13 protein-coding genes and 1 pseudogene are annotated in these 13578 nt (G+C 69.5%); all 14 read right to left on the bottom strand.

The window, feature by feature from the left end:
* Nucleotides 1–7 precede the first annotated feature (7 nt).
* Nucleotides 8–661, bottom strand: a complete 654-nt coding sequence (locus tag ACQBAS_RS12800; RefSeq protein ID WP_427384177.1) for a LutC/YkgG family protein — start codon at nucleotides 659–661, stop codon at nucleotides 8–10.
* Complete coding sequence (locus tag ACQBAS_RS12805; protein WP_427384178.1) at nucleotides 658–2142, bottom strand: LutB/LldF family L-lactate oxidation iron-sulfur protein; 1485 nt, start codon at nucleotides 2140–2142, stop codon at nucleotides 658–660. Before ACQBAS_RS12805 ends, ACQBAS_RS12800 begins: the two co-directional genes overlap by 4 nt.
* Nucleotides 2139–2840: a (Fe-S)-binding protein gene (locus ACQBAS_RS12810; RefSeq protein ID WP_427385641.1), complete on the bottom strand. Its 702-nt coding sequence runs from the start codon at nucleotides 2838–2840 to the stop codon at nucleotides 2139–2141. The genes ACQBAS_RS12805 and ACQBAS_RS12810 overlap by 4 nt, the downstream gene beginning before the upstream one ends.
* 70 nt (nucleotides 2841–2910) lie before the next feature.
* Complete coding sequence (locus tag ACQBAS_RS12815; RefSeq protein WP_427384179.1) at nucleotides 2911–3432, bottom strand: glycine cleavage system protein R; 522 nt, start codon at nucleotides 3430–3432, stop codon at nucleotides 2911–2913.
* Nucleotides 3433–3558: 126 nt separating this feature from the next.
* Nucleotides 3559–4554 carry a zinc-binding alcohol dehydrogenase family protein gene (locus ACQBAS_RS12820; RefSeq protein WP_427384180.1) on the bottom strand — a complete coding sequence of 332 codons (996 nt, stop codon included), beginning with the start codon at nucleotides 4552–4554 and terminating at the stop codon, nucleotides 3559–3561.
* A gap of 69 nt (nucleotides 4555–4623) precedes the next feature.
* On the bottom strand, nucleotides 4624–4959 hold the full coding sequence (locus ACQBAS_RS12825; protein ID WP_427384181.1) for a cupin domain-containing protein: 336 nt from the start codon (nucleotides 4957–4959) through the stop codon (nucleotides 4624–4626).
* A 36-nt stretch (nucleotides 4960–4995) separates the two neighbouring features.
* Complete coding sequence (locus tag ACQBAS_RS12830) at nucleotides 4996–5793, bottom strand: ABC transporter permease (protein WP_427384182.1); 798 nt, start codon at nucleotides 5791–5793, stop codon at nucleotides 4996–4998.
* Nucleotides 5790–6698 (bottom strand): ABC transporter ATP-binding protein, encoded by a 909-nt coding sequence (locus ACQBAS_RS12835; protein WP_427384183.1) that lies wholly within the window; start codon nucleotides 6696–6698, stop codon nucleotides 5790–5792. Before ACQBAS_RS12835 ends, ACQBAS_RS12830 begins: the two co-directional genes overlap by 4 nt.
* Nucleotides 6699–6822: 124 nt before the next feature.
* The gene (locus tag ACQBAS_RS12840; RefSeq protein ID WP_427385642.1) at nucleotides 6823–7428 is read right to left on the bottom strand and encodes an RCC1 domain-containing protein; all 606 of its coding nucleotides are present in this window, start codon (nucleotides 7426–7428) and stop codon (nucleotides 6823–6825) included.
* A 39-nt stretch (nucleotides 7429–7467) separates the two neighbouring features.
* Nucleotides 7468–7740, bottom strand: a pseudogene (locus ACQBAS_RS12845) (hypothetical protein); the annotation flags it as partial.
* 17 nt (nucleotides 7741–7757) lie between these two features.
* Nucleotides 7758–8495 (bottom strand): DUF6994 family protein, encoded by a 738-nt coding sequence (locus ACQBAS_RS12850; RefSeq protein ID WP_427384184.1) that lies wholly within the window; start codon nucleotides 8493–8495, stop codon nucleotides 7758–7760.
* Nucleotides 8496–9264: 769 nt separating this feature from the next.
* Nucleotides 9265–10209, bottom strand: coding sequence for a hypothetical protein (locus tag ACQBAS_RS12855; protein WP_427384185.1), 945 nt, complete (start codon nucleotides 10207–10209; stop codon nucleotides 9265–9267).
* Nucleotides 10210–10289: 80 nt separating this feature from the next.
* Complete coding sequence (dnaB, locus tag ACQBAS_RS12860) at nucleotides 10290–12773, bottom strand: replicative DNA helicase (RefSeq protein WP_427384186.1); 2484 nt, start codon at nucleotides 12771–12773, stop codon at nucleotides 10290–10292.
* 450 nt (nucleotides 12774–13223) lie between these two features.
* Nucleotides 13224–13505 carry a DUF2277 domain-containing protein gene (locus ACQBAS_RS12865; RefSeq protein WP_427384187.1) on the bottom strand — a complete coding sequence of 94 codons (282 nt, stop codon included), beginning with the start codon at nucleotides 13503–13505 and terminating at the stop codon, nucleotides 13224–13226.
* Between the last annotated feature and the right edge of the window lie 73 nt (nucleotides 13506–13578).

The following is a 13578-nucleotide window of genomic DNA, read 5'->3' on the forward strand; positions in this document are numbered from 1 at the left end:
ACGGCGGTCAGGAGCCGACGATGACGACGATCAGGGTCCGGGGACCGTGCACGCCCTCCACGCGTTCCAGCTCGATGTCGCTCGTGGCGCTCGGTCCGCTGATCCACGTCAGGGGGCGGGCCCCGTCGTCGGCCGGGCGCAACCGGAAGACGGCCTCGGGCACGTCGTGCACGATCTGGTCCTCGCGGACGACGCAGACGTGGGTGTCCGGCACGAGGGTGAGCGCTCGCCGCCCCTGATCGGCGGCATGGTCGAGGACGATGGTGCCCGTCACCGCGATGCCCACGGCCGCCCCGGTCACGACGCCGTCGATGGCGTCGAGGTCACGGTCCGCGGTGATGTCGGCCTCGGCGTGCACCTCGGCAACCTCCCCGATCGCGTTGCGCCAGACCGGCTCCAGCCCCGCCGGCACGACGACGGACCGACAACCGGCCTCGCGGAGGGCGGCAGCCACAACCGTCCCGACCTCGTCGGCGCGGGCCCGGACGACGGTGGCGCGATAGTCCGCGACGACCTCGGCGAAGAGGGCCACGGTCGCCTCGTCCGGTGCGGCCGCCGGACCGGACGGGTCCGCCTCGATCGGAACGCGCCAGGCCGGCGCGGACGTCACGTCGGTGACGGCGGCGCGCACCCGCGCGAGGATCTCGTCGCGGGCGGTCATGACCGATCCCCTTCCGTGTCTGCCGTGCCGGACGCGCCGCGCTCCCGCGCCCACCACTGCCGGAAGGTCTCCGTCGGAGGCGTCGGGACGTCGCGGGCGTCCGTCCAGGCGCCCAGCCCGGGGACGGAGCGGATCGTTCGCTTGCCGATCACCCGGCCGGCGGTCGTCGCGGCCCGCTGTGCCCCGGCGAGCCTCTTGGGGTCGGACAGTACCCAGGCCGCGGCGCGCATCGCGGCCGACTCGGCGCGGTGCCCGCCCTGCCGCGCGACGGTGCCGCGCAACTCGACGAGCAGCTCCGGGATGTTGATGCGCACCGGGCAGGCGTCGAAACACGCGCCGCACAGGCTCGATGCGTAGGGCAGGGAGGCGTCGATGTCGCTGCTCGTCCCGCGCAACTGCGGGTTGAGGACGGCGCCGATCGGCCCGGGATAGACGGAGCCGTAGGCGTGGCCACCGGTGCGCTCGTACACGGGGCAGACGTTGAGGCAGGCCGAGCAGCGGATGCAGCGGAGCGCCTGGCGGCCGACGCGGTCGGCAAGCACGTGGCTGCGCCCGTTGTCGAGGAGGATGACGTGCACCTCCTGCGGACCGTCGCCGTCGTGCACCCCGGACCACATGGTCGTGTAGGGGTTCATCCGCTCCCCCGTGCTCGAGCGCGGCAGGAGCTGCAGCATCGGGGCGAGGTCGTCCCACGTCGGCAGGACCTTCTCGATGCCGACGATCGAGACGAGCGTCTCCGGCAGCGTCAGGCACATCCGACCGTTGCCCTCGGACTCGACGACGACGAGCGTGCCCGTGTCGGCGACGGCGAAGTTGGCCCCCGACACCCCGACCTTCGCGCGCAGGAACTTCTCTCGCAGGTGCAGGCGGGCGGCCTCGGCCAGGCGCGCCGGGTCGTCGGTGAGGTCGGGGGGCGCGGGCCGGCCGACCTTCGCCATCTCGGCGAGGAAGATGTCGCGGATCTCGGTGCGGTTGCGGTGGATCGCCGGCACCAGGATGTGGCTCGGGCGGTCGTGGCCGAGCTGGACGATGAGCTCGGCGAGGTCGGTCTCCCACGAGTGGATGCCGGCTGCCTCGAGCGCCTCGTTGAGCTCGATCTCCTGCGTCGTCATCGACTTGACCTTGACGACCTCGTCGGCCTCCTTGGCGCGCGCGATGTCGAGGACGATCGCGTTGGCCTCGGCGGCGTCGCGGGCCCAGTGGACGACGGCGCCGCGGGCGGTGAGGCTCGCCTCGAGTTGCTCGAGGTAGTCCGCGAGGTGGGTCAGGGCCTCGTCCTTGACGTCGGCGCCCGCCACGCGCAGGGCCTCCCAGTCGTCGACCTCGCCGACGACCCCGGCGCGCTTGGCCCTGATCGTGTGGGTGGCGTGCCGGAGGTTGCGGCGCTGCTGCTCGTTGCCGAGGGCATCGTGCGCGGCCTCCGGGAAGGCCGGCATCCCGACGAAGGTCGGCGACGTCGCCTGGACGGGTCCCATGGTCATGCCCGGTCCCCCTCGGTCGACGCGAGGATCTCTGCCAGGTGCATCGTGCGAACGCCCGTGCGCCGCCGCCCGAGGATCCCGCCGATGTGGGCGAGGCAGGAATTGTCGCCGGCCACGAGGACCTCGGCTCCGGTCTCGACGACGTGCGCAGCCTTGTCCGTCCCCATGGCGACGGAGACGTCGGCGTTCTTCATGGCGAAGGTGCCACCGAACCCGCAGCATTCGTCCGCCCCGGGCAGCTCCACGAGGTCGATGCCGCGGACTTCGCGCAGGAGCTGAAGGGGGCGGTCACCCACGCGCAGCATGCGGAGGGAGTGGCACGTCGGGTGATAGGTCACGCGGTGCGGGAAGGTCGCCCCGACATCGGTGACGCCGAGGACATCGACGAGGAACTCGGACAGCTCATACACGCGGGGGGCAAGGTTCTCGGCGCGGGCGGCGAGGGCGTCGTCGCCCGCCTTCCTCGCGACCATGGGGTGCTGCTCGCGGACCGAGCCGACGCAGGAGCCGGATGGCGCCACGATCGCGTCGTAGCCCTCGAAGACGTCCGCGAAGCGCCGCACGAGCGGGGCGGCCTGGTCGGCGTACCCCGTGTTGGTGAGCATCTGGCCGCAGCAGGTCTGCTCCACCGGGAACTCGACGCGGCAGCCGAGGCGCTCGAGGAGCCGCACGGTGGCCTTCGGCGCCTCTGGCCACATCGTGTCGTTGAAGCAGGTCGCGAAGAGGGCCACCCGCAGGCCGGTGGCCGGGCGGGGCTGACTCGTCACGTCAGTCACGGGCGGCGTCCACGACGTCGACGTCCACCATGATCTCGGTGGCGAGCCGCTCGAGGTCGGCGCGCACGGCGTCCAGGTCGGCGCCCGTCGGGACGCTGACGAGAGCGTCCGCCTCGAACAGTCGACCCCCGGCCATCGGGGCGTCCCGCAGCTCGGTCACGAGGTCGGCAACGCTCAGGCCGCGGGCGGCGAAGACGCCCGAGACGGCCTGGACGATGCCGGGTGCGTCATTGCCGACGAGGTGGAGCTGCACCTGGTGGGTGGGCTCGGCCGCCGCCTCGGCACCCGGGCGGACGGACACCTCGAGCAGACCCTCGAGCGGTTCGAGAGCCGCGCGCAGATCCCCTTCGCGCTCGGGCGGCACACTCACCTCGACGATGCCGGCGAACTTGCCGGCGAGCTCGCTGAGGCGGCTGCGCTCCCAGTTGCCGCCGTTGGCGGCGATGACGTCCGCGAGCGCCTTGACGAGGCCGGCGCGGTCGTCGCCGATGACAGTGAGGACGAAGGTGGTCACGGCCTCAGCGTAGCCACCGATCCCCTTCGCGGGCAGGGGTCGCGCAGCGAGGTGACGATGAAGCCTCGGACGGCGACTCGGGCGTCCGGGCGATGCTCGCGGTGCTCCCCTGCGCGGTCAGCGCGGTCAGGGGAGGGCGACGCCCTTGCCGCCGACGGCGTTGGCCTCCATGTCCCGATGTGCGGCAGCGATGTCATCCATCCGATAGGTGCGGCCCAGCGGCACGCGGGCGCGTCCGGCTCCCACGGCATCGAGGAAATCCTGGAGCGTCTCGGCCGACAAGTCATTGGCCCCACCCGAGTAGGCGGTGAGCCGGACGCCGTTGGGCAGCCAGTCCATCGGATAGAAGTCCGAGATCGTCCACTGGTCCGACAGCATCCCGGTGAAACAGACGGTCCCTCCCGTCCGGACGGCGCGCAGGGTGTCGCGCATGACGTTCACTCCGACCAGTTCGACGGCGCCGTCGACTCCGCCGGGGACCAGCGCACGAACGCGCGCCGCCACCTCACCGTCGTCGATCACGACATGATCGGCGCCAGCCGCCGTCAGAAGCTCGGCTCGGTCCGGGTTGCGCGTGGTGGCGATGACCGTCATGCCGCGCATCCGTCCCAGTGTCGCCAACGTCAGCCCCACCGACGAGGTGCCGCCACGGATGAGGAGGCTCTCGCCGGATCGCGCCTCCAGACCGACGTCGAGGGATCCGGCGGCCGTCTGGAGCATCTCGGGCACGGCGCCGAGCACCTCCCACGGCAGGTCACTCACGAAGGGGATGACCTGTCCCGCGGGCACGAGCGTGTATTCGGCGTAGCCCCCATCGAACTCTCGGCCCATGCCGCCCATGAGCGTGGCGACCTTTGTGCCGGGCTCGAACTCTCCCCCGGGCGCCTCCGCCACGACCCCGACCGCCTCGAGGCCCGGGATGCGGGGGAAGGAGCCGGAGTGGGCGACACCGGAGCGGAAGTGCAGCTCCGAACGGTTGAGGCCGAAGGCCCGGACCTCGATGAGCACCTGGCCCGCGGCGGCTCGGGGGCGTGGTACCTCGCGCACCTGCAGCACGTCGCGGGTCCCCGGCGCCTCGACGACGACGGCGCGCATCATGGCGGGCATCTGCTCACGGTTCACGGTTGGAGTGTGCCCCACGGCGGAGCGATGCCGATGTCGGAGGCGTGCGAGGGGGCGTCTCGCCCCCTCTCAGGCGAGCGCCTTGGCGACCGTCAGCAGGACGGCCGAGTCCTCCAGGGCCTCGAGCGAGTGGCGTGAGTCCGGGATGGCGATGTGGTCTCCCGGGCTGCCGTCCCAGCGGTTGTCACCGGCGATGAGGGTGACCCGGCCGTGCAACACGTGGAGCGTGGCCTCGCCCGGACTCCCGTGCTCCGCGAGGCTGCTGCCGGCTCGCAGGGCGATCAAGGTCTGACGCAGCACGTGTTCGTGCCCGCCGTAGACCGTGTGGGCACTTCGCCCGGTCGATGCGGTCCTGGCGATCTCCACGTGCTGGCGGACCAGCGCGGTGAGTGACTGTTTCTGCATGGCGCTCTCCTGCTCGGTGACGGGGTCGCGGTTCCATCATGTCGTGCCGCGCTTGACCCAGCGGAAGGTCAGGACGCACAGGACCAGGCCACCGATGGCCCACGCGGCGAGGACGAGCGCCGTGCGACCGTGCTCCCAGGCTCCGGCCATCTCCAGCGAGGCCATGACGTCGGGGTAGAAGACCGACCGCATGCCCTGGGCGATCCACTTGAGCGGGAAGACCGAAGCGACCTGCTGCAGCCAGGACGGGATGTCGGTGAAGGCGAAGTAGACGCCCGAGATGAACTGCAGCAGGAGCATCGGCCCGATGACGACGGCGCTCACCGACCGAGCCGAGGCAAGAGAGCTGTAGGCGATGCCGAGGACGGTGCCGGCGAAGGCGCCGAGCACGAAGACCCAGATGAAGGTGAACCAGCCAGCCGCAGTGTCGGGCAGGTCTACCCCAAAGGCGAACCGCGCGACGGCGAGCAGCAGCACCTGCTGGGCCAGGGCGGTGACCACGACGAGCCCGACCTTGCCGAGGAAGTAGGACACCGGCGGCATCGGGGTGCTACGCAGCCGCTTGAGGGTGCCGTCGTCACGTTCGGCCGTCACCGACATCGCCATCGTCTGGAACGACGTGAGCAGGATGCCGGCCGAGACCATGCCGGGGAGGAAGTACTCGGCCGCGCTCAACGGCGAGCCGCCCGCCGTCATGGTGTCGGTGAAGATCACCGAGAAGAGCGCGAGCATGAGGACCGGGAAGAGGAACGAGAAGAAGACGGACTCCTTCTCCCGGGCGTACATCTTGAGCTCGAGGACGGTGCGGTCGAGTCCCAGCGCGATGGCGTTCATGCCGTGGCCTCCGCCGTGCCGGTCGATCTGCCGGCGACCGCGACGTCGTCGTCGGGTTCCCGGTCGCCGGTGTGCGGGGCGATGAGGGACAAGTAGGTGTCCTCGAGCGAGGGGCGGCTGATCACGAGCTCGGGGATCTCGCCCCCCAGCCGTTGGGCGAGGCGGGTGACCTCGAGGGTCGGGGTGGCGGTGCGAAGGGAGCGGCGGCGGCCGCCTTCCCTCCACGTCACCGTGGCCTCCTCCGAGGCTCGCCCGCCGAGGTTCGCCGGAGTGTCGAGGGCGAGGAGCTTGCCAGCCGCGATGATCCCGACACGGTCGGCGAGGTGCTCGGCCTCGTCGAGGTAGTGCGTCGTCAGGAGGACCGTCGTGCCTTCGGCGGCGAAGGCCCGGATGAGCTCCCAGAAATCGCGGCGCGCCTTCGGGTCGAAGCCAGTGGTCGGTTCATCGAGGAAGAGCAATTCTGGTCGACCGATGATGCCCAGAGCGACGTCGAGGCGTCGGCGCTGGCCGCCGGACAGGCCGGCGATGCGCACGTCGGCCTTCTCCCCGAGCCCGACCGAGGCGATGACGTCGTCGACGTCACGGGCGTTGGCGTAGGCGCGGCCGGTTGACGCCAGGATTTCGCGGGGAGTGAGGAGGTCAAGACCCGCCGAGGCTTGAAGGACGATGCCGATTCGGTTGCGCCACTGGCGGTCCGCGTTCGCAGGATCGTGACCGAGGACGCTCACCTCGCCGGCGTCCCGGGTGCGGAACCCCTCGAGGATCTCGACCGCCGTGGTCTTGCCGGCGCCGTTGGGACCGAGGAGGGCGAAGACTTCACCCTCGTTGATGTCGAGGTCGAGACCATCGACGGCTCGCATGGTGCCGTATTCCTTGACGAGTCCCCTGATGCTGATGGCGGTCATGCCTCCACCATGGCCCCGTCGGACGCGAAAGGAGCCCGAACGGGACGTGAACTCCCCTTCGCCGTCCGGGATGTCGGCGTTCAGTCGACAAAGGTGGCCAGCCCGCCAGGCCGAGGCACCGTGCTCAGTGGTTGCCGACGCGCAGGTCTGACCAGCCAGACACCTCGCACTGGCCGTCGTCGTTGCACCCAGCGGCCATCGCCGTCCCGTCGCTTCGGATGCCCAGGGTGTGTCGTGATCCTGCGGCGATGGCGACGATGCCCTCCCAGACGGCCACGTCGCATTGGCCGGATTGGTTGTCGCCTGCGGCCAGAACGTGCCCGCTCGAGGTCAAGGCGACCGTGTGATGGCTGCCTGCAGCGACAGCGATGACATCCCGCCACCGACCGACCTCGAGGGCACCGGGCGCATCACCGGCGGTGAGGACCCGTCCACTCGCCGACACTCCGACCGTGTGCAGGTAGCCGGCCGCGATGCCCACGAGATCGTGCCACGCGCTGAGCTCGCCTTGCCCATGCCTGTTGGCGCCCGCAGCCACGGCTGTGCCATCGGCGCGCAGCCCGACCGAGTGCCAGTCACCAGCGGACACGGCAACGATGTCGGTCCACTCCGAGACGTCGCAGGCACCTTCGTCGTGGCGACCGGCCGCGACGACGGTCCCGTCGTTCAGGATCGCCAGGGTGCGCCGCCATCCGGCTGCGACCCCGGTGACGCCCGACCAGGCACTCACGTTGCACTGTCCATGGCTGTTCCAACCGGTGGCTCGAACGGTGCCGTCGGCAAGGAGCCCGACCGTGTGCGCTCGGCCGGTGTTCCTGAATGTGTGCACGTTGCCGGCGGCCAGGCCAACGACGTCCACCCAGTCACGTGTGGCGAGTTCACCCGCAGCACCGTTGCCCACGGCCAGCACTCTTCCGTCGGCACGAAGCCCCAGCGAGTGCCGTCGACCGGCAGCGAGGCCGGGTTGAACAGAGGATGCGTCCACGGGTCGATCCTGCCTTCCCCCATCCCCTACCCGTGTCGGTTGCCGTGCCCGAGTCATCAGCGCCGGCAGCAACCTCAAACGTCGCGTTGTGCGCCAATCCACTCCCTTATGCGGGCCCGGCGACGTTCGATGAACTCGAGTGTCCCTTCGCGGTAGCTGACGTACTCGTCGACGCTCACAGGCGTCCCCGTGCGACGGAAATCGTCGTGCGGCAGCCAGAATTTCACCTGCTCGCGGTCGGGCGTCACCAGATCCTGGAGGTGGAAGAAGCCGACGAAGTCAGCGAACCCATTGAAGAAGGCGAAGAAGTCGTCGTACGACTGAAGAACGTTCGCCAGTGGGTGGTCATCCTCGCCTCCAAAGTGGCGGCGGATGCATTCAAGGGTGAGGTCCATTCGGTCGGCAATGACTGATCGCGTGCCACGGGCCTGGTTGATGGTGGGGCGATGATTCGACCTGACCGGCCAGACCATGGAACTGGCAATCGTGTACGGCCGATTGAGGTAGCGCACCCGTTGCTCCTCGCTCAGCGCCGTAATCGATGCGACGAGCGCCTTGGGCCGCAGCCAGCGCCCGTATGAGTTCGTGATGGTGTCGCTGCCGAAGACCATCCGTTCGGCGCCGACGTGAAGGAGGTACACCTGGCTGCGGTTCGATGGAACTTCGAGCGCAATTGCATGGCCCGTTCCGGTGGATTTGGACCACAGCAACTGGTGGTACGTACGCAGCGTGGGGCTGTGGCTGTCGGGGTCCTTGCCGGCGGGGGTCTCGGCTGCAAAGTCGAAGTCAACGTCGAAATCGTCGGGTGGCATGAGCATTCTGGCAGCTTTCGTGGAAGCGCGATCCGGTCAGATTCACGAGCGGCATCCTTCCAGCGAGCAGAACCTCACAGGTCAGGTGTCAACCTGACCCGGGACAGTCCCGATGTTCACGAGGGCATCCCTGGCCAACGGGGCTCCCTTGAACTGTCTCTGTACAGCGACACTATCGACAGCCGTCGCCCAGTAGCAGGCTTTCGCCTCCCGGGATCGGATGTCGAGGTGCAGCGAAGATTGCACAAGCTCGTGCGGGGCGTCTTGGGTAGGTCGGCCACTTCCGGCAGGATTGTGCAAGATCTGGAGGACCCCGTAGCCGCACGTCGCACATGATCAGGCCGCGGCGACTTGACCGGCTGATGGCACAAGGCGCACGCCCTGAACAATCAGGGCGCGGGGGGGTTCAACTCCTGATTCGTCGACGACCCTCCGCTCGCCTAGTTGCGCCGCGAGCCCGACGGTCGCCCTCCTTCAACTGCAGCGTGTTGTCTTGGACATCATCCGAGCGTCGAGTCTGCACAGGCCGCGCACCGTCTTGCGCCTCACGCCGCACCGATAGCCCAGGCCGACGATGAGCTCGTGGACCGTCGCGGGAGAGACGCTTGCTCGTCGTCGTGAACTGGGACAGCCCGCGTGCGTCACACTTCCGTCGTCACGAAGCCCCAGCGAATGCCGTCGACCGGCAGCTTGACCGGGTTGAACAAAGGATGCGTCCACGGGTCGATCCTGCCTTCCCCCATCCCCTACCCGTGTCGGTTGCCGTGCCTCAGCGCTGCCAGAACCACTTCTTCTTGCGCGGCGCGCTCGCCTGCTGGTCCGTGGAGGCGGGTGCCGTGGTCGGCGGCGCCTGCGTGTCGGGCGCTGGCGAGTTGGGTGCGGGCGCGTCGTGCGTCGGCCTGCCACCAGCGGCAAGGATCGCGGCGACCTCGTCGACGGTCTGCATCGCCGGAGGGGGCCCACCGGGGGTCGCGCCCTCGGGGATCAGGTCGTCGGGGTCGCCCTCCTTGATCCCGATGGGATAGCAGCCCTCGGGGTCGATGTCGAGGTCGAAGAACTCCAACTCCCTCAGGTCGCCGCTCGCCGTCAGCCCCGCCATCACGGCGGGAAGGTTCACCGCGTCCGTACCCAACTGGTCCGCGGGGACGACGATCCGAGCCTCCGACGAGTCTGATCGCGTGAGATCGAGGACGATCCCATCGGCGGACACCCCCACGGCCGCCGTGACGAACCGGTCCGAGGTGAGGTTCCACAGGGTCGTGACGGCGGGTTGCCGCCCGAGCCACGCCGGGGGGACGACCGCCAATTCAGCGGGCATGCGGTTCATGCAGGCGTCGTAGCACCGGAAGAAGTCGGCCCAGGTCGCGACGATGCGCGACCCCGGAGCCCACTCGACAGCCCCCTCGATGGGCAGGCGCCACAGGTAGGGCAGGTACTCGTTCGACTCCTCCCACGTGAATGCCTGGTACTCCTCGGCGTCACGCTCGGCCCAGTCGAAGTCCTCGACGCCGACCGATCCGGAGCCCCACAGGTATACCCGCATGCCTCGATCCCCCAGCCGCCAGACGAAGCTCGGTCCGGGACCGGTCACGTACAGCGGCCTGACCCCCACGATGCCCTCGACGCGCAGCAGGAGGTCGTGCACCTGCGACGGAGAACCCTCCCCTTCGAACGAATCGATCAGCGACCGGACGTCTTCGATGACAGCAGCCATGCCTCGACCGTAACCACGGCCGTGGCCGTGCGCTCAGGGCCCGAAGGCCCAGCCCGGGCCCACCGACGGGCCCACCGGGATCAGAAGCCGTTGTCCTTGGCCATGTTCGCGAAGCGGGAGTAGTGACCCTGCCAAGCCAGGACGATGTCGGCGGTGGGGCCGTTGCGGTGCTTGGCGACGATGACGTCGGCCTCCCCCTCGCGCTCGGGGTCGGTGCGGTCGCGGTGCAGGAGGATCACCATGTCCGCGTCCTGCTCGATCGAGCCCGACTCGCGAAGGTCGCTCATCTGCGGCCGCTTGTCCGTGCGCTGCTCGGAGCCACGGTTCAGCTGACTGATGGCGATCACCGGCACCTCGAGCTCCTTCGCCAGCAACTTGAGGGCTCGGGAGAACTCCGCGACCTCCTGCTGGCGTGACTCGACCTTCTTGCCCGAGCTCATCAGCTGGAGGTAGTCGAGGACGATGAGCTTGAGGTTGTGCTGCTGCTTGAGGCGCCGCGCCTTCGCGCGGATCTCCATGAGCGACATGTTCGGCGAGTCGTCGATGAAGAGCGGCGACTCGCTGATCTTGCCCATGATCCGGGCGAGCTTCTGCCAACCGGGGTCGCCGAGCGTCCCCTTGCGCAGGTCCTGCAACTGGATCTGCGCCTCGGCCGAGAGCACGCGCATCGTGATCTCGGAGCGGCTCATTTCGAGGGAGAAGACGGCGGTCGCCATGCCGTGCTTGATCGCGGCAGACCGGGCGATGTCGATGCCCATCGTCGAGTTGTGGGTCGGGATCATGGACGGACCGGCGAGGAACAAGTGGTCCCCGTTGTCGACCTGCAGGCACCGCACGGGCACGGACGCGATCGGGCGGACCGCCGTGATGAAGCGCGAGTCGCGACGCTGGAACGTCCGCGGCCGACGTTCCTTGTGCAGCAGGCGCTTGCGTTCGAGCCAGAAGACGTCCTCATCGCTCGTGAACGTCAGGGTGTACGCCGTGGAGGACTGCTCGGTCCGGCCGCGCACCGTCTTGCGGCTCACGCCGCACCGATAGCCCAGGCCGACGATGAGCTCGTGGACGTCGCGATAGAGACGCTCGCTCGTCGTCGTGAACTGGGGGGAGCCCGCGTGCGTCACGGTCCCGTCGGTGTCCAGGAGGCCGGCCAGCAGTTCTCTGCGTTGGCGCTCACTGGCCCGCTGGTAGGCCGCGGGGATGTGCTTGTCGCCCAGCACGCCGATCTTCCGAAGCAGCCCGTGGACCGTCCCGTGATCGTTGTGGCACTCCTGGCATTGGCGCGTTTCGACCGCTTCCTCCGGGAGGCGCAGCGAGTACCGCATCTGCGCCGCCAGCGGAGTCACCACCAGCCCCTGCCCCTCGAGGAGCATGACCATGTCGTCGTCGGCGGTCGTGATGGCGGCGCAGGCGGACGTGCCGTCGCCGAGCCACGCCCCGACGACGTAGGGCGGGAGATCCAATGGCGCGTCCGGCAGGTCCAGAGGTGCCGCCAGGGCCACCGAGTGGTTGAGCCGGCGGTCCCCCGTCGCGGTGCGCAGGGTCGCCGCGATGTCCGCAGTGGTGCGCACCGCGGGTGCACCCTTCGCGTCCGGTGACGGCGCCCCGACAGCTCCGGCGGCGGCTCGGGCTCGCCGCGAGGCACGCGTGTGGGTGAGCCACTGGTGCTCCGCGTCAGCGACGATGACGGACCCGTCCGAGAACTCCACCTCGAAGCACGGCCGGTCGTGCATGACGTCCGTGACGGCGACGACGCGGGTGGGCCGCCCATCGGCACCCAGCAACGCGTCCCCCACGGCGACGTCGCCCATGGTCGTCCAGCCCTCGGGGGTGGGCAGGGGCGTGTCGAGAGCGAGCGCCTTGCCGACAGCCGGCCTGGCGGCGATGACGATCATCTGGCCGGGGTGCAGGCCGTGCGTGAGTTCGTCGAGATCGGTGAAGCCGGTGGGGACGCCGATCATCTCGCCGCCGCGTCCGGCGGCGACCTCGATCTCGTTGAGGGTCTCCTCGAGGGTCTCCCCGAGCGCGACATAGTCCTCGCCGCCGCGCTTGTCGGCGACCTGGTACACCTCGGCCTGGGCCTGGTTGACGATGTCCTCGACGTCGCCGCCGCCCTGGGCGTAGCCGAGCTGGACGATGCGCGTGCCCGCGTCGACGAGCCGCCGCAGCACGGCCCGCTCGGCGACGATCTGGGCGTAGTAGCCCGCGTTGGCCGCCGTCGGCACCGACTGGATGAGGTCGTGCAGGTAGGCCTGTCCGCCGGCGCGCTGCAGGTCGCCCCGCTTGCCCAACTCGTCGGCGACGGTGATCGCGTCGGCCGGCTCGCCGCGGGAGTAGAGGTCGACGATGGCGTCGTAGATGAGCTCGTGCGCCGGGCGGTAGAAGTCGTGCCCGCGCACCTCCTCCGCGACGTCCGCGATGGCGTCCTTCGACAGGAGCATGCCGCCGAGGACCGACTGCTCGGCGCCCACGTCCTGGGGCGGGAGCCGATCGTGGCCGCCGCCACCACCGGGGGCGCCGCCGTCGTTCGACGAGGAGTACATCGAGGTCAACTCATCGACGGACAACGCGTGCCTCCCCACTTCGACTCCGGTAACGGCTGCATCTGAGACCAGTGGATCACCCGCCACCGACAACGCTCCGACGACGGGCGCGAAGGGGGCCTGGCAAGGGTCCGGATCAGAAGGATCACCCCCTTCGTCAGTGCCGGCGCAGCCGGTCTGAAGGTGGGATCACGTCACCGTAGAGCCACCTTCCGGGCCGACCAAACAGGCCGTGTGGACAACGTGTGGACAACCTGTGGGCCACGCCGGGGAGACTTGTGCACACTCGGTGGACAACTCTGTGGATCCACCAGCAATGTGGTTCGAGTCACGCCTCTGACCTGCGGATACGTCATCCACCCCGTGTGGACGAAAAGTTCCTTCGGGGGAATCCCGTCCACAGGGGTCGGCATTCGGACAGCGGCTGTCACAGGTGGTGATCACGACCTACCGGGTGGTACAAGCACCTGTTGTTCACGCAGGGCGGGCCACGCCGTAACGCTCCCGCGCACGAGCGCGCGCCTTCTCCGCCTCGACTTCGCGATCCTTCGGCGGAGCGCTCGTCGTGAGGTGCTGCAGCAGGTGTTGGGTGGCGGCCGCGATCTCCTCGACGGCCTCGTCGAAGGCCGCCTGATTGGCCTGCGACGGCTTGGTCGAGCCGCTCAGCTTCCGCACGTACTGGAGAGCCGCGGCGCGCACCTCGTCGGTCGTCGCGGGGGGCTCGAAGTTGTGGAGCTGCCTGATGTTCCTGCACATGGCCATCACGCTACGCCGCACGAAGGGGGTTGACGTCCCTGGACGGTCGGCCTACCGTCATGTAATCAACCAT

Origin of the sequence: Janibacter zhaoxuefangae, from assembly GCF_050271985.1 — a bacterium.
Taxonomy (GTDB): Bacteria; Actinomycetota; Actinomycetes; order Actinomycetales; family Dermatophilaceae.

Excerpts from the sequence above, each read along its gene's own strand:
- ACQBAS_RS12850 (WP_427384184.1), bottom strand. The coding sequence starts at position 8,495 with ATGCCACCCGACGATTTCGACGTTGACTTCGACTTTGCAGCCGAGACC.
- ACQBAS_RS12865 (WP_427384187.1), bottom strand. The coding sequence starts at position 13,505 with ATGTGCAGGAACATCAGGCAGCTCCACAACTTCGAGCCCCCCGCGACG.
- ACQBAS_RS12810 (WP_427385641.1), bottom strand. The coding sequence starts at position 2,840 with ATGTGGCCAGAGGCGCCGAAGGCCACCGTGCGGCTCCTCGAGCGCCTC.
- ACQBAS_RS12830 (WP_427384182.1), bottom strand. The coding sequence starts at position 5,793 with ATGAACGCCATCGCGCTGGGACTCGACCGCACCGTCCTCGAGCTCAAG.
- ACQBAS_RS12825 (WP_427384181.1), bottom strand. The coding sequence starts at position 4,959 with ATGCAGAAACAGTCACTCACCGCGCTGGTCCGCCAGCACGTGGAGATC.
- ACQBAS_RS12855 (WP_427384185.1), bottom strand. The coding sequence starts at position 10,209 with ATGGCTGCTGTCATCGAAGACGTCCGGTCGCTGATCGATTCGTTCGAA.
- ACQBAS_RS12805 (WP_427384178.1), bottom strand. The coding sequence starts at position 2,142 with ATGACCATGGGACCCGTCCAGGCGACGTCGCCGACCTTCGTCGGGATG.
- ACQBAS_RS12835 (WP_427384183.1), bottom strand. The coding sequence starts at position 6,698 with ATGACCGCCATCAGCATCAGGGGACTCGTCAAGGAATACGGCACCATG.
- ACQBAS_RS12800 (WP_427384177.1), bottom strand. The coding sequence starts at position 661 with ATGACCGCCCGCGACGAGATCCTCGCGCGGGTGCGCGCCGCCGTCACC.